This window comes from Candidatus Nanopelagicus limnes (genome assembly GCF_002287885.2).
Classification (GTDB): Bacteria; Actinomycetota; Actinomycetes; order Nanopelagicales; family Nanopelagicaceae; genus Nanopelagicus; species Nanopelagicus limnae.
The window spans coordinates 808,404-828,858 of sequence record NZ_CP016768.2 but is presented as its reverse complement, the minus strand read 5'-3'; the positions used below and the strand labels follow the sequence as shown (position 1 = coordinate 828,858).

The following is a 20,455-nucleotide window of genomic DNA, read 5'->3' as shown; positions in this document are numbered from 1 at the left end:
AGATACGCGTAAAGAATCCTTTTATCGCTAACAAGTAAGGAAAAATGCCAACTACCAAACGTCTTGAGTATGGTGGTCACGCACTTGTTTGGGCGGGGGATTGGAGCGCAAAGGGCGCAGCCACTGCCATAAGTGGGGCCGCAAGGGCCGGTTATGACTACATAGAAATCGCATTATTAGATCCATGGAATGTGGATATTGCGATGACAAAGGATTTACTGCAACAACATAATTTAAGAGCGCACGCATCCCTTGGCCTATCTGCCAAAACTGATGTGACTAGCCTTGATCAATCAATTGTTAAAAAAGGGGACGAGTTACTTCGCCAAGCAACTGATGTACTTCACGCACTAGGTGGAACTGAGCTTTGTGGAGTTATTTACTCATCTTTAGCTAAATATCCACATCCAGCTACTAAAGAAAACCGAGCTAACTCAGTTGGTGCGATGCAACGATTGGCAGATTATGCAGCCGATAAGGGAATTAATATAAATCTTGAGGTAGTAAATAGATATGAAACAAACATTATTAACACCGGCGCTGAAGGATTAAAGTTTTTAGAGGAGGTCAACCGAGCCAACGCCTATGTTCATCTTGATACCTATCACATGAATATTGAAGAGGATGGCATGCGAAAAGCTGTTATCGAAGCCGGAGATAGATTGGGCTTTGTTCATATTGGTGAGAGCCATCGTGGATATTTAGGAAGTGGCAATGTTGATTTTGATACATTCTTTGCTGCATTAAAAGAGGTTAAATACCAAGGACCAATCACCTTTGAATCATTCTCTTCCGCTGTAGTAGATCCAGCTCTTTCTAACACTCTATGTGTTTGGCGAAATCTTTGGAGTGATTCAGATGATTTAGCTAAGAAATCATTGGATTATATGAAGGCAAGGTATTAATTAAATGCAAAGAGTCTGTTTTAGATTACAGGTGCGAAAAGAGATGATGGATGAGTATGTGGTGCGCCACGCATCCGTCTGGCCAGAGATGTTAAACGCACTTTCTGAAACTGGTTGGCATAATTACTCACTTCATTTAGATCGCTCCGATGGAACTTTAATTGGCTACTTTGAAACCCCATCATTAAAGGATGCTAAAGCTGGAATGGAAAAGCGCGAGATCAATGCCAAGTGGCAGGCAGATATGGCGCCATTTTTTGTAGCCTTAGATGGCAAGCGACCTGATGAAGGATTTTTACAACTAGAAGAAGTTTTCTACCTTAAATAAAAAAGTTAACCCAAACCAAAGGAGCAACGCATATGGCATCAAAGCAAGAGGCTAAGGAAGTACTTAAGCGTTTTTGGATTGAGACTCCTTCTTGGGCGTATGGAAATTCTGGAACTAGATTTAAAGTATTCGCTCAACCTGGTGTGCCACGTGATCCATTTGAAAAAATTGCTGATGCAGCCCAAGTACATAAGTTCACTGGCGCTGCCCCATCTGTTGCAATGCATATTCCATGGGATAAGACAGATGATTACGCAAAGCTTGCCAAGCATGCCAAAGAGCTTGGGGTAAGACTTGGAACAGTTAATTCAAATACATTCCAAGATGATGATTATAAATATGGCTCTGTTTGCCACTTTGATAAGAAGATTCGCCAAAAGGCGGTTGATCACTTATTTGAGTGCATAGAGATTATGAATATCACTGGCGCCTTAGATCTAAAGCTTTGGTTTGCTGATGGTACAAATTATCCAGGCCAAGATGATCTGGCTGGAAGACAAGATCGCTTATTTGAAAGCTTGCAAAAGGTTTATGCTCGCCTTAGTGATAACCAAAGAATGCTTTTGGAGTATAAATTCTTTGAACCAGCATTTTATTCAACAGATGTGCCAGATTGGGGCACTTCATATGTGCATTGCACAGAGCTTGGACCTAAGGCATCTGTTTGTGTTGATACCGGACACCACGCACCAGGAACCAACATTGAATACATCGTTGCCTTCTTACTTCGTAAAAAGCGCTTAGGTGCCTTTGACTTTAACTCAAGGTTCTACGCAGATGATGATCTAATTGTTGGAGCAGCAGATCCATTCCAATTATTTAGAATTATGCATGAAGTTAATCAAGGTGGCGGCTTTGATAAGGGAACAACTGTTTCCTATGTATTAGATCAATGCCACAACATTGAGCCAAAGATTCCAGCACAGATTAGATCTATTACAAATGTGCAGGAGGCGGTTGCAAAAGCTTTGATCGTTGATGCTGACGCGTTAAAGAAAGCACAATTAGCAGGAGATGTTCTAGGTGCTAATGATGTTTTGATGGACGCCTACAACACTGATGTTCGTGATTTGCTTGGTGAATTGCGAAGTGAGCAAGGATTAGCAACTGATCCTAAGTTGGCTTATGCAAAGAGTGGTTATGCTGAAAAGATTGCTGCCGAACGAGTCGGTGGCGCACAAGCCGGATGGGGAGCTTAATGTCGACACCTAAAGTAGTTTCTGAGTTATTAGCCCGCAGTAATAAATTAGGCGCAGAGCCTAGATTTACAAATTACGCTGGTGGAAATACTTCAGCAAAAGGTGTCCTAGCAAATCCAGCAACTGGTAAAGACACAACAGTGCTGTGGGTAAAAGGATCAGGCGGAGATCTTGGCACTTTAAAAGAGGCAGGTCTTGCTGCCCTTGATCTAGAAAAATTTAAAGATTTAGTAAATGTATATCCAGGGGTAGAGCGTGAAGATGAGATGGTCGCACTCTTTGATTACTGTGCATTTGGTAAAGGTGGAGCAGCTCCTTCAATTGATACCTCAATGCATGGTTTAGTTGAGTTTGATCATGTTGATCACCTACATCCTGATTCAATTATTGCCCTGGCCACTTCAAAGGGTGGTAAGAAGTTAACCGCTGAATGTTTTGGCGAAGAAATCTTGTGGGTGGATTGGCGACGTCCTGGTTTTCAATTAGGACTTGATATGGCAAAGATTGCAAAGGAAAACCCAAAGGCTAAAGGCTGTGTATTAGGCGGACATGGTTTAACAACTTGGGGTGTGACAAGTAAAGAGTGTGAAGAGCGATCTATTTGGGCAATTACAAAAGCTGAAGAGTTCATAAAGGCAAAGGGCAAAGCCGATCCATTTGGTAAGAAGGAATCAAAGTACGCACCTTTAGATAGTGCAAAACGTAAAGAGCGAGCAGCAGCCCTTGCGCCATACCTTCGCGGTATTGCATCAAAGGATGTAAGAATGCTTGGCAGCTTTACCGATAATGATGTTGTCTTAGATTTCTTGCAAGGTTCAAAGCTAATGGCACTTGCAGCCCTTGGCACATCATGTCCTGATCACTTCTTGCGCACCAAGATCTCACCAATGGTTTTAGATACAAAGCCAGATGCACCACTGGATGAGGTAATTAAGCGAGCAAATGAGTTGCATGCGGAGTATCGTAAAAATTACGCCGCTTACTATGACCGCAATGCAAAAAAGGATTCACCTGCAATGCGGGGAGCTGATCCACTAGTTATTTTAGTTCCAGGTGTTGGCATGTTCACTTATGGCAAAGATAAGCAAACGGCCCGAGTTGCTGGTGAGTTTTATATCAATGCCATCAATGTAATGCGCGGAGCAGAGGCACTTTCAACCTATGCCCCAATTGCAGAATCTGAAAAATTCCGAATTGAGTACTGGGATTTAGAAGAGGCAAAGCTAAAGCGCATGCCAAAACCAAAACCACTAGCGGGCAAGATCGCATTGGTAACTGGGGCTGCATCAGGTTTAGGTAAAGCAACTGCTGAGCGATTAGCGGCTGAAGGTGCCTGTGTTGTGGTGGCAGATCGTGATCTAGAGGGAGCTACAAAGCTTGCTACTGAGCTAGGTGGCAAAGATAAGGCGATCGCTGTTGCAATGGATGTAACAAGTGAGGATGCGATTGCAGATGCAATGGCGCAAACCATGCTTGCCTTTGGCGGTATTGATATCGTTGTTAATAACGCTGGTATCTCAATTGCTAAACCAATTACTGAAACCACAGTTGCAGATTGGGATTTGCAATTAGATATTATGGCAAGAGGTTCATTTTTAGTATCTCGTGAGGCTGCTAAGGCGCTAAAGGCGCAGGGCATGGGCGGAGATATTATTTATATTTCATCTAAGAACTCAGTCTTTGCTGGTTCTAACAATGTTGCATATGGTGCAACTAAAGCTGCGCAATCACACCAGGTGAGATTGTTAGCAGTTGAGTTAGGTGAGTTTGGTATTCGAGTTAACGGCATCAATCCAGATGGTGTGGTTAAGGGCTCTGGCATATTTGCTGGTGGTTGGGGAGCTAACCGCGCTAAGCAGTATGGCGTTGAGGAATCTAAATTAGGTGAGTTCTATGCCCAGCGAACTATCTTGAAAAAAGAGGTTTTGCCTGAACACATTGCCGCTGCCGTCTTTGTAATTTTAGGCGGAGATTTAACCCTAACTACTGGACTTCACATTCCAGTAGATGGTGGTGTGGCCGCAGCCTTCCTTCGTTAGGCAAATTCTCCTTGCTACACGCAGCGATTGATTTAGGTGGCTCATCAGGGCGGGTGACCGTTGGTGAGTTAGTTAATGAAAAAATAGTTCTAACTGAGCTGCACCGATTTAAACATGAGCCAATTCAAAGCAATGATGGCTTATTTTGGGATTGGCAATTTATATTAGATCAAATAAAAATTGGTCTGAATAAGGCATGTGAAATGGGTCAGGTAGAAACCCTAGGTGTTGATAGCTGGGCAGTTGATTATGGATTACTTGATGCAAAGGGTGAGCTACTAGCCCCACCTCATTGCTATCGAGATGGGCGAACCGATGGCGTAATGGCAAAGCTTAAAAATGAGCTAGGTGTTGATTACATCTACGGCAAAACTGGAATTCAATTTATCTTCTTCAACACTATGTATCAATTATTTGTTGAGAAAAACTCATCAATATATGGGCGTGCGGATAAGTTTTTAATGGTGCCAGATCTAATTAACTACCTACTTTGTGGCTCAATTAGTACAGAGATCACTAACGCCTCCACCACGCAATTGCTTAATGTTCACACCCAGGATTGGGATTGGGAGTTGATTGAAAAACTTGGAATAAAAAAGAGCTTATTTGCCAAGATAAACAAGCCAGGTGAGCAAGTAGGTCAGGTGGTCGGGCATGGAAAATTAGATTCAATCAAGGTGATCTCAGTTGGCTCACACGACACAGCGAGCGCTGTAGCTGGCGCCCCCCTTGGTGAGGATGGCTTAACTGCCTATATCTCAAGTGGTACTTGGTCTTTAGTTGGGCTTGAGTTAACAAAGCCAGTTACTGATAAAAAGGCGATGGAATTTAATATCACCAATGAGATGGGCGTTGCTGATCGGATTAGATTTATTAAAAATGTGGCTGGCATGTGGTTATTAGAGGAATCTTTAGATTACTGGGCAAGTAAGGGTGAGCATTACACCGCAGCCGAGCTAGCAAAGGCGGCAGCAGAGCTACCAAAGGCAGCGGTAATTGATGCCAATGATCCAATCTTTGAAAAGCCAGGGGCGATGCCAGAGCGAATTGCGATGCTCTGTGAAAAAAGTAATCAGATAGTTCCACAATCACCGGCAGCCTATGCCAGATGCATCTTTGATTCATTAGCGGATGCCTATGTGAAGGTATTAGCACAATTACAAAGTGCGGCTGGGGTGAAGATAAATGCAATTAATATTGTGGGCGGTGGCAGTGCTAATAGATTATTAAATCAATTAACCGCTGATGCCACAGGAGTTCCTGTTTATGCAGGCCCATCTGAGGCAACAGTTCTTGGAAGTATTTTGGTGCAGATGCAATCTGTTGGATTGATTAACTCTTTAGCTCAAGGAAGATCGATTATTAAAAACTCAATTACCCAAGTGGTATTTACACCAAAAAAATAGTTTAAACGCTGCGAAGAACAGCAGTTACCTTGCCCAGAATCTGTGCGTCGTCCGCTGGGATAGGTAGAAAATCATCATTTGCAGGAAGTAACCAAAAGTGGCCATCTTTTTTAGACCAAGTTTTAACAGTTGCTTCACCATCAATCATCGCTGCCACAATCTCACCTTTTTCCGCGCTCTTTTGGGAGCGGATCACAACATAATCACCATCACAGATTGCAAGATCAATCATGGAATCACCTTTTACCTGCAACATAAATAATTCACCCTTACCAACTAGGGATTCAGGAAGTGGTAATACCTCTTCGACTAACTGCTCTGCCAAAATTGGATTTCCAGCTGCGATCTTTCCAACCAAAGGAATTAGACGAGTCTTTCCTTGTGGGGCGGCCCCGCCATCCTCACCTGGCAAGGTGATCTCAATGGCCCTTCCTCGGGAGGCATCCCGGCGGATCCAGCCCTTTTCTTCAAGGATCTGCAGTTGGTAGGTGACGGATGCGGTGGAGGATAGGCCGGCTTTTTGGCCAATCTCGCGCATAGAGGGTGGGTAACCCTGATCCTCAACTGCTTTTTTAATTACCGACAAAATCTTTAGCTGCCGCGGGGTCAGTCCATGATCATCGGTTGGACCATCAGGTAGCTCAGATACGTTCTTTTTTGCCATAAATAAAGGTTAGCAGGGGGAATGAAAAAAATCAAACATATGTTCGATTTAAAGTAGACAATGTCAGTGGGGTAGTGTTTAATACTCTATAGAACAGATGTTCGAATCCCCTCGAATACTGTTATCAAGGAGTAGAAAATGAAGGCAAGACAAGCCAAGCGATTGGCACGAACAGTTTCAACCATATCCTTATTAGTAGTAATTGGCGCTGGTTTTAGCTCTATTTCATCAGCCAGTGAAAAAAGCGGTGATCAAAGTGAAGTTAAAAGTAAGTATGTTCAAGTTGTTGTGACCCCTGGTGAGAGCCTTTGGTCGATCGCAGCATTAGTGGCAGGTCAAGGTGATATCGCCTCAGTGGTGGCTGAGATCGTTGAGGTCAATGCACTAAAGAGCGCCGATGTGAGCGCGGGCAGTAAGTTGTTAGTTCCAGTTTTATAACCCGCCTAGGCTGTTTGCATCCAGTAGAGAAAAGATTTCATAAAACACGCCGACTCAGGTGCTTTTAAACCCTAAAGAGCGGGTCTATGGTTCACCCAACATATAGGGGTGATTACGCTTATGGCTTCCATAAGTAGTGGTTTTCCGCTAGTGTGCTCTTCCCCCACTTAGCTAGGAAAAAAGGAGAATCAAAGCCGTGATCTGTCCATTCTGTCGTTTTGAAGACTCCAGAGTGATTGACTCACGTCCAACTGATGAGGGCAATCAGATCCGCAGAAGGCGCGAATGCACCAGCTGTGGCAAACGGTTTAACACCGCTGAGAGCTCCATTCTTCTAGTCATCAAACGATCAGGTGCTACTGAGCCTTTCTCTCGCGAGAAGGTAATCAATGGTGTGCGCAAGGCATGCCAAGGCAGACCAGTTAATGATGATGATTTAGCACTGCTTGCCCAAAGAGTTGAAGAGTTTCTTCGCTCCGATGGTGTGGCAGAGGTTGAGGCCCAAGAGGTTGGAATGGCAGTACTAGCGCCACTCCGAGAACTCGATGAGGTCGCCTACCTACGATATGCCTCGGTATACCGTAGTTTTTCCTCCCTAGAAGATTTTGAAGGTGAGATCGCACTTCTCCGTGCCGAACCTTCCAGAAATTCAAAAGCATTAAAAGTTTCCCAACCAGCACGAGTTAATTAAGTAACCCCTTAAGTAGATAAGAAGTAGAGATAAGTAGCGCGAAGAGATAAGTAGAAAAAGATTTGCACCAAAGAAGTGAAGAATAAAACTAAAAAGAATTTAAACAACTAGTTAAGGGGATAAGTAAATGTCTATAGTAAATAAGCCAGCAGCGGTTAAGACCGGCACTGGAAAAGGTTTAACAATCGAACGTATCTATACAACCGCTGGAGTTCACCCATATGACACAGTCAAGTGGGAAAGGCGTGATGTTGTTCAGACCAACTGGAAATCTGGCGAGGTTATCTTTGAACAAAAAGGTGTTGAATACCCTGAGTTCTGGTCAGTAAATGCCTCCACAATTGTTACCACCAAATACTTCCGTGGCGCGTTGGGAGCAGAAAATCGTGAGTGGTCACTAAAGCAGGTAATTGATCGCGTAGTTTTAACATATACAAAAGCTGGTAGAGAGCATGGCTACTTTGCAACTCCAGCGGACGCTGAAATTTTTGAACATGAATTAACCCATATGCTGATGCACCAAATCTTTTCTTACAACTCACCAGTGTGGTTTAACGTGGGAACGAATGCTCCACAGCAAGTATCAGCATGTTTCATCCTCTCAGTGGATGACACAATGGAATCAATTCTTAATTGGTATAAAGAAGAGGGCTTTATCTTCAAAGGTGGATCAGGTGCTGGTCTAAATCTTTCAAGAATTCGCTCATCAAAGGAGCTTTTAAAATCAGGTGGCACAGCCTCTGGCCCAGTTTCATTTATGAGAGGCGCTGACTCATCCGCTGGCACAATCAAATCAGGTGGTGCAACACGTCGCGCTGCGAAGATGGTTGTTCTAGATGTTGATCATCCAGATATCGAAGAATTTATTGAGACCAAGGTTCGTGAAGAGGACAAGATCCGCGCCCTTAGAGACGCCGGCTTTGATATGGATTTGGGCGGAAAAGATATCGTTTCAGTTCAATACCAAAATGCTAATAACTCAGTTCGAGTATCCGATGCGTTCATGAGAGCTTATGAAGCAGGAGATTCATTTGGTTTAACTGCTCGCTCAACTGGTGAGGTTGTGGAGAGCGTTGATGCTAAACAATTATTTAGAAAGATGGCAGAGGCTGCTTGGGCATGCGCGGATCCTGGCATTCAATACGATGACACCATCAATGAGTGGCACACAAACCCAGAGACTGGCCGCATCAACGCATCTAACCCATGCTCTGAGTACATGTCACTAGATAACTCATCATGTAACTTGGCATCTTTGAACTTAATGAAGTTCTTAAAAGCTGATGGTTCATTTGATGTTAAAAACTTTGTGAAGGTAACTGAGTTAGTAATTACCTCAATGGATATCTCAATCTGTTTCGCAGATTTCCCAACCGCCCCAATTGGTGAGACCACAAGAAACTTCCGCCAATTAGGAATTGGTTATGCAAACCTCGGCGCGCTACTTATGGCATCAGGTCTTGCATATGACTCAGATGGCGGACGCGCCCTTGCTGGTGCGATCACATCACTATTAACTGGTGTTTCATACCGCAGAGGCGCAGAGCTAGCCGGCATCGTTGGTGCATACAACGGTTATGCCAGAAATGCTGCCGCGCACACCCGAGTAATGCGCAAACACCAAAATGCAACTGATTCAGCGAAATCAGTTTCAACTCTTGATAAAGATGTTTGGACTGAAGCAATCAAGCAATGGTCAACTGGTAACGCACTGGGTGAGAAAAATGGCTGGCGCAACGCGCAAGCATCCGTTCTAGCACCAACTGGAACTATCGGTTTGATGATGGATTGCGATACAACAGGTATTGAGCCAGATCTAGCCCTTGTTAAGTTTAAGAAGATGGTTGGCGGAGGTTCAATGCAGATTGTGAACCAGACTGTGCCACTAGCACTTAAAAAACTTGGCTACACAGATGAGACTATTGAAGCAATCGTTGCTTTCATTGCTGAAAATGGAAACATAATTGACGCACCTGGCTTAAAGCCAGAGCATTACTCAGTCTTTGATTGCGCAATGGGCGTTCGCTCAATTAGCGCAATGGGACATGTTCACATGATGGCAGCCTGCCAACCATTCCTATCTGGTGCGATTTCAAAGACAGTTAACTTGCCGGCCGATGCCACAGTGGCTGAGATCGAAGAGGTTTACTACCAAGGTTGGAAGCTAGGTCTTAAGGCATTGGCCGTATACCGTGATAATTGCAAAGTAGGACAACCTCTATCTGATTCAAAGGGTAAAAAAGATGAGGCAACCACAACTGAAGTTGCACACAACGCAGTAAGAAAGCGTTTGCCAAAGACACGTCCTGCGCAAACAACATCATTTGCAGTGGGCGGCGCAGAGGGTTATATGACCAGCGGTGCGTACGCAGATGGCGCTCTAGCTGAAGTATTCCTAAAGCTTGGCAAGCAGGGTTCAACTCTTGCCGGTGTAATGGATGCCTTCTCAATTGCAGTATCAATTGGATTGCAATACGGCGTTCCACTAGAAACATTTGTGGAAAAATTTGCTAACCAAAGATTTGAACCAGCTGGTATGACTGATGATGCTGATATCAGAATGGCGCAATCAGTAATGGATTACATCTTCCGACGTCTTGCCCTTGATTACCTACCATTTGAGTCACGTTCAGCACTTGGTATTCACTCAGCGGCAGAGCGCGCTCGCGCCCTTGAAAGTGGTGAGTACACAGCGGATGAAAAATCTGCTGCAATCACAGCTCCAGTAAAAAAAACTGAAAGCAAAAAACAAGAGGTAAAGATTGAGAAAGCTCCAGTTGATAACTCAACTGTTGGCTCATCAATGGAGCTCTTTGAGAAGATGGCAGGCGTTAAATCTGATGCACCACTTTGCATGACATGTGGTGTGAAGATGAGAATGGCTGGCTCATGCTTCGTCTGTGAAGGTTGCGGAAACACCTCAGGTTGCTCCTGATAAGAAAAATTAAATCCAAAGGGCTCGCAGGTAAAACTGCGGGCCCTTTGTCTTTATCAAATAATCTGCCCTAGTGAGTGAGTATTCAAAAAAAGTAAGGAGTGCGCTAGATGCAGCTGTTACTGCAATTGGTGGCTCACCTCGGGAAGGCCAGATTGAGATGGCAGAGGCGGTTGCAAACGCCTTATCTGATCGCCACCACTTATTAGTTCAAGCTGGCACTGGCACTGGAAAGTCCCTCGCTTATTTAGTACCGGCCTTAGTCCATGGCAAAAAAGTATTGGTGGCAACTGCCACCTTGGCATTGCAGCGACAGTTAGTAGAACGTGATTTACCAAAGATAAAGGCAGCATTAGATAAAGAGTTAAAGCGAGATATCTCATTTGCAATCTATAAAGGAGTTGGTAATTACATCTGCTTGCAAAAAATGAATAACGCACCAAATGATCCAGAGGCCCAAGCAGTACTTGAAGTTTCAACATTAGAGGGGGATGCCAAAAGATTAAGGGCGTGGGCGCAATCACCAAATGCAACCGGGGATAGAGATGACGCGCCAGATGTTGATAGAAGAGTTTGGTCTGCAAACTCTGTTTCAGGGCGTGAGTGCATGGGGGCGGATGAATGTCCATCTGGATCAAAATGTTTTGCAGCCTTAGCAAAAGCAAAGGCGCAAACAGCAGATATTGTCGTTACAAACCACACTTTGCTTGCAATTGAGATTGTTGATTCACATCCAATATTGCCTGAGCGAGATGCAATTGTTTTAGATGAAGCACATGAGTTTATGGATCGCACAACCCAGGCGGTGACGGAGGAGATAACAGCGGCTAGGGTTTTAAGAGCTGCCAATATGGCAAGAAAACATATGCCTGGCAAAGCAGGGGACGCGCTCTTTAAAGCAAGTGAGAAATTTTCTAAATCCCTCGGTGAGTACGCAGATGATTTAAAAGCAGATCCAACTAGAGCTGGTCGATTAGATAAATTACCTGCCACTTTAGAAGCACCACTTAGGGCAGTGAAAGAGGCGGTGGCGGCAGTTACAGCGCTAATTTCTGCGGATGCTCAGATAATTGATCCAAACTCAATGGCAGAGCGAGCCCGAGTGAAGGGTGCGCTAAATGAGATTAGCCAAACTGCAACTAAATTATTAAAGCCAGGACATACCCATGTGCTTTGGTTTGAACCAACGTATTCAACTTTGTATTTAGCACCCTTAGCAGTCTCTGATGTGTTGCGTGGAAATTTACTAACTCAAACACCGGTAATTGCAACTAGTGCGACTTTAACTGTCGGCAAATCATTTGATGCAATTGCCAAAAATATTGGATTTGTAATTGGCAGTAAAAATGAGGCTGAAGATGAAGAGGAAGTAGATGAAGATGACCTTAAGAAAAAAGGTGCAATGGATCCAGCAAATCTGCAGATACTAGATGTTGGTTCACCCTTTGATTTTGCTAATCAAGGAATGCTTTATCTGCCAAAGGATTTACCAGAGCCAGGCAGAGATGGCCCATCAATTGAGGCGCTAACTGAGTTAGGGGAGTTAATCCAAGCAGCTGGGGGTAGAACTCTGGCTTTATTTTCTTCTTGGCGGGGAGTTGAAGCAGCGGACGAACATTTGCGAAAAGTATTAGCTGAGTTAAAACTGCCAATAATTACGCAAAGGCGAGGTGATTCAGTAGGGCCGTTGGTAGATAAGTTTGCAAAGGATGAAAAATCTATTTTGCTTGGCACAATCTCGTTATGGCAGGGAATAGATGTGCCAGGGCCTGCCTGCACATTAGTTGCAATCGATCGCATTCCTTTTCCTCGTCCTGATGAACCAGTTCTTTCTGCCAGAGCGGCTGAGGCAGATGCAGCCGGTGGTTCTGGCTTTATGCAGATTTCCCTCCCAAGGGCTGCCTTACTTCTTGCTCAAGGAACTGGTCGATTAATTAGATCCTTAGATGATCGCGGTGTGGTGGCAATATTAGATTCTCGAATTGTTAATAAACGATATGGCTCAATACTTTTAAACTCTATGCCACCATTTTGGCGAACTAGTGATGGCGCAGTTATAAAAGAGGCACTACGTAGATTAGATGCGCAGTACTTAGGTAATTAAGCTTTTAATTTAGCCAGCAATTGCGGCCAAGTATTTGCAAAGCTTGGGTGTAAGTTTTTATTCACAACCTGATCAATATCAATCCATGCGACCTCTTTAGATTCATCATTTGCCTCATGGGCAACTAAATCATCATGTGCGCTAGCAATTACGGTGTGATATGCCCACACTCCGTGATCATCGGTAAATATCTCACCAGTACTTAGTTGATCACCACTTATGCCAACCTCTTCATGAGCCTCTCTAATTGCTGCCTCAATTGGACTCTCATGTGAGTCACGGGCTCCTCCTGGAATTCCCCAAGTGTCACCATTGTGAACCCAAGGCGCTCGGTGTTGCATCAAAATTGTTTTTCCTCTTACTAACAGTAATCCTGCTGCGCCATGTAAGCCCCAATGTTTGCCACCACAACCACACGTAATCCATCCATCGCCATCACGGTGTGCCATAAGAGAAGTTTTACACATAATTACTTAATTCACAGCCAACAGTTTTTTTCAAGCAGAGGCAAGTGATAAATACCTATCTTTAGCCAATGTTAAAGATTAAAAAATTAATGATCATTTCACTTCTCCCACTTTTACTAACTAGTTGCGCCCGGGCGCAAGGGGCGTTAGCACCAAATGGTGTGGAGTCAGAAAGTGCGGGATACGCGCCAATTGAAGAAGGTAATGAGCAGTACCTACCAGATGTATTACCTGCCTCACTTGAGCCAATAATTAATTATGTTGATGGGCTAAATCTGGCGCTAACTGGTGAGTTTTTATACCTAAGATCAACTGCGATCGAAAGCTGTGGCTGCCTTGCGATTGCTAACCGGCTAGAAAGTTTATTTAAATCAGCCTCATTAATCGGTGGCAAATATCAACTAAAAAGTATTAAGTTGCAAAAAGATGGGACTAATCAAAAAAGCTTTTTAGTTGTTGTTGATCGAAGTGATATTAGAAAGATAGATAAGGTGAATCATCAATCAATTCTTTGGAGTGCCTCCACAATAAAAAATACCTTCATCGTTAAACGAGTAGATGGAGTGTGGTTATTAAGCGATACCAAGTAATTCTGATCCTCTTAACTCTTCTTCCTGCCACCATGGCAGCAGCTGATAATCAATGCCTGGACAAGACCTGTGTTGATGTTTTTACCCAAGATAATCAATTAATAATTACCGCTGCTAAAAATGGGGTGAAGCCAACTGCTGCGCCAAGTAAGAAGACGGTGGTAAAACCAAAGCCGGTGGTGAGTAAGAAGATCACTCCAAAACCAGTTAGTAAACCAATTGTTAAAAAGGTGGTGCTAAAACCAAAACCAAAGCTGGCGCCAGTTAAAAAGGCCGCTACTGCCTCCTTATCTGATCGACTAATCAAACTTCTACCAATTGGTGATGTTAATTTTCAACCAGATCAAGATGCGCTAGTTAATATGCCGGTTTACTTTTGGACTAAAACACCGCAACATTTTCAAGCGGTAGTTCCAATTCTTGATCTAATTGTTTATGTAAATCTACATTCAACCTTTACCTGGAGTTTTGGGGATGGCAAATTTATTACCACCACGATGCAGGGAGGGGCCTACCCACTTGGCTTAATCACTCACACCTATAAATCAAATGATAATTACCCAGTTAATTTAAAGATCACCTGGCGGGGCACCTGGTCGGTAAATGGTGTAACTACTGCGATCAGTGGCAATGGGATTACTCAAAGTATTACTAGAGATATTTCAGTTATTAATGCGGTGGGCAGATTTACTAAATAAAGCAGCTATCCACAGTTTTATAGTCAGGTGAGAAATCTCTTCACACTTTTTGCAAGGCTAATCAAATGACAAATAACCTATTACTAGATGAAGAATTAAATAAGGTAAGTGAAATAAATTATGAAGCAGATGATGTATTAAAGCAGCAACGATTAGGCGCTATAGCGGTAAATCAGTTGGTGGATGCTTTCACCCTTTCATCCCATGAGCAAGATTTTGAATTAATCGCACTTGTCTTAATTCGGCTTAAGGATTTGCAGGTTAGAGATTATGCGATGGGTTTGAGCACATCAGAAAATATGGATCAACAATTTAATCTCTGGCACTGGCTAATGAACTTAGCCCCCGTTGGTTTTATCGCACCAGTTGCTTGTTTATTTTCTGCCACAGCTTATGAATCTGGGGAAGCAGATTTAGCGCAGATAGCTTTAGATAAAGCATTTGCAGATGATCTAACCTATCCACTAGCAATCCTGCTGCGGCGGGTATTTTTCGCTAATTGGCCGCCAGACTCCTTTGCTGCGATGCGAGCCCAACTTCACCCCAAGATTTGTGCATCTCTTTTTGGGAGTAGTATTTAATTACTAAACAGGGTGGTTTAGTAGATCGGGCAAATTTTGTGATTATTGGTATTCCAAAAGAGATTAAAAATAATGAGTTCAGGGTTTCAGCAACCCCCTCTGGTGTGCACGCATATGTAAGCGCCGGACATCAAGTACTTGTTGAGAAAAATGCTGGTCTTGGCTCTGGCATATCAAATGAGGATTACATCAAAGCGGGAGCACAAATAATTGATAGCGCTGATGAGGTTTGGCAAAAGGCTGATTTAATTCAAAAGGTAAAAGAGCCAATTGAGGTTGAGTACAAGCGAATGCGCAAAGGTCAGATCCTTTATACATATCTGCACCTTGCTGCTAATAAAGCATGCACCGAGGCGGTAATGAAATCGGGAACAACTGCAATTGCATATGAGACTGTTGAAGTTGATGGCGCGCTTCCTTTGCTAGCACCAATGAGTGAGGTAGCAGGGCGAATGAGTATTCAAGTTGGAGCTTCCGCCCTTGAAGCAAGTAAGGGTGGAGCTGGCGTATTACTTGGCGGAGTTCCAGGAGTGCGCCCAGGAAAGGTAGTTGTAATTGGCGGCGGAGTTGTTGGCGTTGCTGCTGCAACTATTGCCCATGGCATGAGAGCTGATGTAACAATTATGGATTTAGATTTAAAACGTCTTGCTCAAATTGATCAGATTTTTGCTGGCAATGTTAAGACATTAGCTTCTAGTGGTTATGAGATTGAAAAAGAGGTAAGCCAAGCTGATTTAGTAATTGGCGCAGTATTAGTTCATGGCGCCAAAGCGCCAAAGTTAGTAAGTAATGCTTTGGTTAAAAAGATGAAGCCGGGAGCAGTATTAGTAGATGTGGCAATTGATCAAGGCGGCTGCTTTGAGGATTCAAAGGCGACGACTCATCAAGATCCAACCTATAAGGTCCATGATGCAATTTTTTATTGTGTGGCAAATATGCCAGGGGCAGTTCCTGCCACCTCCACCTACGCTCTCGCCAACGCCACAATTGGGTATGGCTTAGCCCTGGCTAATAAGGGCTGGGAAAAGGCGCTCACCGATGATGCCAACTTGGCTAAGGGACTAAATGTGCACGAAGGAAAGATTATGTATGAGGCGGTTGCAAAGGCGCACAATCTCTAGTATTTTTTCCCATAGGTCATGAGTCTTAGTTCATAGCCCCGGCTAACTAAGCGGCAACCCTCCACCACGGTGGGGTGCTCCGGGTGAAGACCAGGTCGATAGCAAGGTGCCATCGGCAAGTGTGGGTCGCTAAAAGAATTTAGGGGATAACCCTAATTATTTTTTTCAACCCCCTTTTTTCTATAAGGAGGATGCTTTGTCATATTCATTTGAAACTCAACAAATTCACGCTGGTCAAGTTGCTGATCCAACTACGGGCGCTCGCGCACTGCCGTTATATCAAACAACTGCATATCAATTCCGCGATACCAAACATGCAGCTGATCTATTTGGATTAGCAGAGCTTGGAAATATCTACACCCGCATCATGAATCCAACTCAAGACACGGTGGAGCAAAGAATTGCTGCTCTAGAAGGCGGCGTTGCTGCACTTCTACTTGCATCTGGCTCTGCTGCTACAACCTTTGCAGTTTTAAATGTTGCAGAGGCGGGCGATCACATCGTTTCATCCCCATCCCTTTATGGTGGAACTTATAATCTCTTCCACTACACCTTGCCTAAATTTGGCATCGAAGTTACCTTTGTTGATAACCCTGATGACCCTGAAAGCTGGCGCAAAGCGGTTAAGCCAAATACCAAGGCCTTTTTTGGTGAAACTATTGCTAATCCAAAAAATGATCTTTTGGATATTGAAACGGTGGCAAAGATTGCCCATGAAAATAATGTGCCATTAATTGTTGATAACACTGTGGCTACGCCATACTTGATTAGACCAATTGAGTGGGGCGCAGATGTTGTAGTTCACTCCGCAACTAAGTTCTTATCTGGCCATGGAAACGCAGTCGTTGGCGCCATCGTTGACTCTGGCAAGTTTGATTACGCCAAATATCCAGAGAAGTTTAAAAACTTTAATCAACCAGATCCTTCCTATAATGGAATCATCTACGCCCAAGCACTTGGCGTTGGCTCAGCCTTTGGGGCAAATCTTTCCTACATCTTCAAGATTAGATTGACACTGCTTCGCGATATTGGCGCTGCAGTATCACCATTTAATGCTTGGTTACTTGCCCAAGGACTTGAAACATTATCCCTACGTATTGAGCGCCATGTTGAAAATGCTAAAGCGGTTGCAGCATTTTTAGAAAAACACCCACAGGTCTCATCGGTTAACTACGCATCCCTGACTAGTTCAAAGTGGAATAAGTTAGCGACGAAGTATTCGCCAAAGGGAAGTGGTTCAGTTCTCTCTTTTGAAATTAAGGGCGGAATTGAATCTGGTAAGAAGTTTATTGAAGCGCTAAATCTGCACTCACATGTGGCAAACATTGGAGATGTTAGAAGCTTGGCAATTCACCCAGCATCTACCACTCACTCACAATTATCACCTGCTGAGCAATTAACTGCTGGTGTTACCCCAGGTTTGGTTCGTTTATCTGTTGGTATTGAAAATATCAAAGATATTCAAGCCGATCTTGAAAAAGCATTTGCAGCTGCTAAGTAAATAATGAGTGAAGTAAATCCAGCAGTTACCGGGGCGTGGCTTGAAAGTCATGACCCGGGGGACCGCCAATTCTTAAATATTGGTGATTTAACTCTGGAATCTGGTGAGGTATTGCCTGATGTAGTAATTGCTTATCAAAGCTGGGGTGAATTAAATTCATCAGGAGATAATGCAATTTTGGTGAACCATGCGTTAACTGGCTGGGCCGATGTTAATGGTTGGTGGCCACAGATGGTTGGCACAGGTTTGCCATTTGATACTGATAAATACTTCATAGTTTGCCCAAATGTAATTGGTGGCTGCCAAGGTTCAACTGGTCCATCCTCGTTAGCACCGGATGGCAAAAGGTGGGGCTCAAGATTTCCAGTAATAACAATTAGAGATATGGTCCAAGCTGAGCTTGCCTTTACTAAAAAGATTGGTGTTAAGAAATATCAATTAGCAGTTGGCCCATCCTTAGGTGGCATGCGCAGTTTGGAGTGGGCAATAGATTATCCAGAGTTAGTTGGGGCGATCTGCACTATTGGTTCATCTGCTGTTGCAACTGGGGATCAAATTGGCGCAGCCTCAATTCAGATTCGAGCAATAAAGAGTGATCCAAATTTTAATAATGGTGATTACTATGAACAAAGTGTTGGTCCAATTGAGGGAATGGGAATTGCAAGAAGAATTGCGCATTTAACCTATCGAACAGAATCTGAGATGGATGTGCGATTTGGCCGTGAGTTACAGGGGGATGAAACTGGAAGATATGCAGTTGAGTCCTACCTAGATCATCAAGCACAGAAGTTGGCAAAAAGATTTGATGCCAATACCTATATTGCATTAACAGAGGCGATGAACTCCCATGATGTTGGTAGAGATCGTGGTGGAGTAGCGGCCGCACTTGCCACCATCAAAGTACCAATCCATGTGGTTTCAATTGATACTGATCGATTATTCCCACCTAGATTGCAGCAGGAGATTGCCGAGCTCGCCCCAAGCCAAGCTAGCCTTCACCTGATTTCATCCCCATTTGGTCATGATGGCTTCTTAATTGAGGTGGAATCTGTGGGGCAGATCATCCAAAATGCGCTTAAACTTCAAAAAATCTCAAATTAGCCAAAATGGATGTGCATTTAGGGCTGTGGACAATTTATAATATAGCCAAGGGTCGAAGCGGTTTAAAGAAATCGCAAAAAGTTAAAGACCTAAAAACAAAGGATGAATTGTGGCTGTAACTCGTGCGCCCAAAAAAGGCGGTAAAGCAGGAAAGAGCAAGAGTAAACCTGCTGCAAAAAAGAGTTCAGCGAAAAAAGTTGTTGCAAAAAAGGTAAAGGCTGCAAAGAAGCCGATAAAAATTCCGCAAAAGGCAGTATTAGACGCCAAAGATGTTTCTCAAATATTAAAGGTTAAAGAGTTAGTAATTCAGCAAAAATCTGTTTTAGCTGAGCTAGATAGCCGTGGTATTTCTAACATTCATCGCATTGTAAAAAAGGCTGATCAAGATTTAGTTTTAATTGCTCGTGAGTTAGAGGAATCAGTTCCTAAGCAGGTTGAAAAACTTCGAAAGCTTGGACTTTCACCATTTAGAATGTTAAAGAAAACTGAGTTAGAACTCGTGGCGCCTCCTGCTCCAAAGGCAGCACCTGCTGCAAAGGGCGGCAAAGTTGAGAAGGTAAAGATTGATGGCGAAGAGGTTGAGTTAGAAGAGGTTGAGATAGAAGATCTTGAAAGCTTAATCGATGATAAAGAAGATGCGCCAGCGGAGGAGGGTGCCTCTGAAATTAGAGTTGTAAATGTTGCCGAAGAGTCACAAAATGAGCAGAACTCATTTGTACTTAAAGATTCTGAAGAGGATGACGCACCAGTACAGACTGTTTTAACAGCTGGAGCAACCGCTGATCCAGTTAAGGATTATTTGAAGTTAATTGGCCGAGTTCCTCTTCTTAACGCTGAACTTGAAGTATCCCTTGCTCAATCTGTTGAGGCTGGTTTATTCGCTGAAGAGCGGATTGCTAAAGATAAGAAGATGGATAAGAAGGTAAAGCGGGAGCTGCAACAAATAGTTATTAATGGCCGCCGAGATAAGAACCATCTACTTGAGGCAAACCTTCGGTTAGTGGTTTCCCTTGCCAAGCGTTACACCGGTCGAGGTATGTTGTTCCTAGATCTAATTCAAGAAGGAAACTTAGGTTTGATTCGAGCCGTTGAGAAGTTTGATTACACAAAGGGTTACAAGTTCTCAACCTATGCAACTTGGTGGATTCGCCAGGCGATCACTAGAGCGATGGCAGATCAGGCAAGAACAATTCGTATTCCAGTACACATGGTTGAGGTTATTAATAAATTAGCCAGAGTTCAGCGCCAGATGTTGCAGGATTTAGGAAGAGAACCAACACCTGAAGAGTTAGCAAAAGAATTAGATATGACACCTGAAAAGGTTGTTGAGGTACAAAAGTATGGCCGTGAGCCAATCTCACTTCACACCCCACTTGGTGAGGAAGGCGATTCTGAGTTTGGTGATTTAATTGAAGACTCTGAGGCAATCGTTCCAGCTGATGCGGTTTCATTCACCTTATTACAAGAGCAACTTCACTCAGTGCTAGATACATTATCTGAGCGCGAGGCTGGGGTAGTAGCAATGCGATTTGGATTAACTGATGGTCAACCAAAAACCTTAGATGAAATTGGCAAGGTTTACGGGGTTACTCGTGAGCGTATTCGCCAGATTGAATCTAAGACAATGTCTAAACTGCGTCATCCTTCCCGATCTCAAGTACTACGCGATTACCTAGATTAAGAATTG

General features: G+C 43.6%; 18 protein-coding genes and 1 riboswitch. Of the genes, 16 read left to right on the top strand and 2 right to left on the bottom strand.

What is annotated here, in order from left to right:
• The first annotated feature begins 44 nt into the window (after positions 1 to 44).
• Genes B1s21122_RS04140 through B1s21122_RS04120 form a run of 5 tightly spaced genes read left to right on the top strand, consistent with a single transcriptional unit; the run spans position 45 to position 5,877 of the window.
• Positions 45 to 905: an L-ribulose 3-epimerase gene (locus B1s21122_RS04140; RefSeq protein WP_095680491.1), complete on the top strand. Its 861-nt coding sequence runs from the start codon at positions 45 to 47 to the stop codon at positions 903 to 905.
• Between the two features lie 4 nt (positions 906 to 909).
• The gene (locus B1s21122_RS04135; RefSeq protein WP_095680492.1) at positions 910 to 1,233 is read left to right on the top strand and encodes an L-rhamnose mutarotase; all 324 of its coding nucleotides are present in this window, start codon (positions 910 to 912) and stop codon (positions 1,231 to 1,233) included.
• Positions 1,234 to 1,265: 32 nt separating this feature from the next.
• Positions 1,266 to 2,432: an L-rhamnose isomerase gene (gene rhaI / locus B1s21122_RS04130; protein WP_095680493.1), complete on the top strand. Its 1,167-nt coding sequence runs from the start codon at positions 1,266 to 1,268 to the stop codon at positions 2,430 to 2,432.
• Positions 2,432 to 4,471, top strand: coding sequence for a bifunctional aldolase/short-chain dehydrogenase (locus B1s21122_RS04125; protein WP_095680494.1), 2,040 nt, complete (start codon positions 2,432 to 2,434; stop codon positions 4,469 to 4,471). The genes rhaI and B1s21122_RS04125 overlap by 1 nt, the downstream gene beginning before the upstream one ends.
• Before the next feature lie 11 nt (positions 4,472 to 4,482).
• Positions 4,483 to 5,877 (top strand): rhamnulokinase, encoded by a 1,395-nt coding sequence (locus B1s21122_RS04120; RefSeq protein WP_095680495.1) that lies wholly within the window; start codon positions 4,483 to 4,485, stop codon positions 5,875 to 5,877.
• Position 5,878: 1 nt separating this feature from the next.
• On the opposite strand, the gene lexA is transcribed toward B1s21122_RS04120, so the two are convergent.
• Positions 5,879 to 6,541, bottom strand: coding sequence for a transcriptional repressor LexA (gene lexA, locus B1s21122_RS04115; RefSeq protein ID WP_095680496.1), 663 nt, complete (start codon positions 6,539 to 6,541; stop codon positions 5,879 to 5,881).
• Between the two features lie 138 nt (positions 6,542 to 6,679).
• Here lexA and B1s21122_RS04110 point away from each other — a divergent pair, with 138 nt between their 5' ends.
• The 4 genes from B1s21122_RS04110 to B1s21122_RS04095 all read left to right on the top strand — a co-directional run bounded on the left by B1s21122_RS04110 (position 6,680) and on the right by B1s21122_RS04095 (position 12,709).
• Positions 6,680 to 6,979 carry a LysM peptidoglycan-binding domain-containing protein gene (locus tag B1s21122_RS04110; protein ID WP_095680497.1) on the top strand — a complete coding sequence of 100 codons (300 nt, stop codon included), beginning with the start codon at positions 6,680 to 6,682 and terminating at the stop codon, positions 6,977 to 6,979.
• A gap of 196 nt (positions 6,980 to 7,175) precedes the next feature.
• Positions 7,176 to 7,670: a transcriptional regulator NrdR gene (nrdR, locus tag B1s21122_RS04105; RefSeq protein ID WP_095680498.1), complete on the top strand. Its 495-nt coding sequence runs from the start codon at positions 7,176 to 7,178 to the stop codon at positions 7,668 to 7,670.
• Positions 7,671 to 7,797: 127 nt separating this feature from the next.
• Positions 7,798 to 10,605, top strand: coding sequence for a vitamin B12-dependent ribonucleotide reductase (locus B1s21122_RS04100; RefSeq protein WP_095680499.1), 2,808 nt, complete (start codon positions 7,798 to 7,800; stop codon positions 10,603 to 10,605).
• Positions 10,606 to 10,678: 73 nt separating this feature from the next.
• The gene (locus tag B1s21122_RS04095; protein WP_095680500.1) at positions 10,679 to 12,709 is read left to right on the top strand and encodes an ATP-dependent DNA helicase; all 2,031 of its coding nucleotides are present in this window, start codon (positions 10,679 to 10,681) and stop codon (positions 12,707 to 12,709) included.
• Here B1s21122_RS04095 and B1s21122_RS04090 read toward each other — a convergent pair.
• Positions 12,706 to 13,158 carry an NUDIX hydrolase gene (locus B1s21122_RS04090; RefSeq protein ID WP_095680501.1) on the bottom strand — a complete coding sequence of 151 codons (453 nt, stop codon included), beginning with the start codon at positions 13,156 to 13,158 and terminating at the stop codon, positions 12,706 to 12,708. The genes B1s21122_RS04095 and B1s21122_RS04090 overlap by 4 nt on opposite strands.
• 86 nt (positions 13,159 to 13,244) lie before the next feature.
• On the opposite strand from B1s21122_RS04090, the gene B1s21122_RS04085 reads away from it, so the two are divergent.
• The 7 genes from B1s21122_RS04085 to B1s21122_RS04055 all read left to right on the top strand — a co-directional run bounded on the left by B1s21122_RS04085 (position 13,245) and on the right by B1s21122_RS04055 (position 20,449).
• Complete coding sequence (locus B1s21122_RS04085; RefSeq protein ID WP_095680502.1) at positions 13,245 to 13,766, top strand: hypothetical protein; 522 nt, start codon at positions 13,245 to 13,247, stop codon at positions 13,764 to 13,766.
• Positions 13,742 to 14,464, top strand: a complete 723-nt coding sequence (locus B1s21122_RS04080) for a PKD domain-containing protein (RefSeq protein ID WP_095680503.1) — start codon at positions 13,742 to 13,744, stop codon at positions 14,462 to 14,464. Before B1s21122_RS04085 ends, B1s21122_RS04080 begins: the two co-directional genes overlap by 25 nt.
• Positions 14,465 to 14,529: 65 nt before the next feature.
• Entirely contained in the window at positions 14,530 to 15,045 is a 516-nt protein-coding gene (locus B1s21122_RS04075; RefSeq protein ID WP_095680504.1) for a DUF4192 family protein, read from the top strand.
• A gap of 38 nt (positions 15,046 to 15,083) precedes the next feature.
• A complete protein-coding gene (gene ald, locus B1s21122_RS04070) occupies positions 15,084 to 16,166 on the top strand; it encodes an alanine dehydrogenase (protein WP_095680505.1) in 1,083 nt (360 codons plus the stop codon).
• Positions 16,167 to 16,180: 14 nt separating this feature from the next.
• Positions 16,181 to 16,294, top strand: a riboswitch (SAM riboswitch).
• A 68-nt stretch (positions 16,295 to 16,362) separates the two neighbouring features.
• Positions 16,363 to 17,667, top strand: a complete 1,305-nt coding sequence (locus tag B1s21122_RS04065; protein WP_095680506.1) for a bifunctional o-acetylhomoserine/o-acetylserine sulfhydrylase — start codon at positions 16,363 to 16,365, stop codon at positions 17,665 to 17,667.
• A gap of 3 nt (positions 17,668 to 17,670) precedes the next feature.
• Positions 17,671 to 18,768, top strand: coding sequence for a homoserine O-acetyltransferase MetX (gene metX, locus B1s21122_RS04060; RefSeq protein ID WP_095680507.1), 1,098 nt, complete (start codon positions 17,671 to 17,673; stop codon positions 18,766 to 18,768).
• 109 nt (positions 18,769 to 18,877) lie between these two features.
• Positions 18,878 to 20,449 carry an RNA polymerase sigma factor gene (locus B1s21122_RS04055; RefSeq protein ID WP_095680508.1) on the top strand — a complete coding sequence of 524 codons (1,572 nt, stop codon included), beginning with the start codon at positions 18,878 to 18,880 and terminating at the stop codon, positions 20,447 to 20,449.
• The last annotated feature ends 6 nt before the right edge of the window (positions 20,450 to 20,455 follow it).

Excerpts from the sequence above, each read along its gene's own strand:
- B1s21122_RS04140 (WP_095680491.1), top strand. The coding sequence starts at position 45 with ATGCCAACTACCAAACGTCTTGAGTATGGTGGTCACGCACTTGTTTGG.
- B1s21122_RS04135 (WP_095680492.1), top strand. The coding sequence starts at position 910 with ATGCAAAGAGTCTGTTTTAGATTACAGGTGCGAAAAGAGATGATGGAT.
- rhaI (WP_095680493.1), top strand. The coding sequence starts at position 1,266 with ATGGCATCAAAGCAAGAGGCTAAGGAAGTACTTAAGCGTTTTTGGATT.
- B1s21122_RS04125 (WP_095680494.1), top strand. The coding sequence starts at position 2,432 with ATGTCGACACCTAAAGTAGTTTCTGAGTTATTAGCCCGCAGTAATAAA.
- lexA (WP_095680496.1), bottom strand. The coding sequence starts at position 6,541 with ATGGCAAAAAAGAACGTATCTGAGCTACCTGATGGTCCAACCGATGAT.
- B1s21122_RS04110 (WP_095680497.1), top strand. The coding sequence starts at position 6,680 with ATGAAGGCAAGACAAGCCAAGCGATTGGCACGAACAGTTTCAACCATA.
- B1s21122_RS04100 (WP_095680499.1), top strand. The coding sequence starts at position 7,798 with ATGTCTATAGTAAATAAGCCAGCAGCGGTTAAGACCGGCACTGGAAAA.
- B1s21122_RS04090 (WP_095680501.1), bottom strand. The coding sequence starts at position 13,158 with ATGGCACACCGTGATGGCGATGGATGGATTACGTGTGGTTGTGGTGGC.
- B1s21122_RS04085 (WP_095680502.1), top strand. The coding sequence starts at position 13,245 with ATGTTAAAGATTAAAAAATTAATGATCATTTCACTTCTCCCACTTTTA.
- B1s21122_RS04075 (WP_095680504.1), top strand. The coding sequence starts at position 14,530 with ATGACAAATAACCTATTACTAGATGAAGAATTAAATAAGGTAAGTGAA.
- metX (WP_095680507.1), top strand. The coding sequence starts at position 17,671 with ATGAGTGAAGTAAATCCAGCAGTTACCGGGGCGTGGCTTGAAAGTCAT.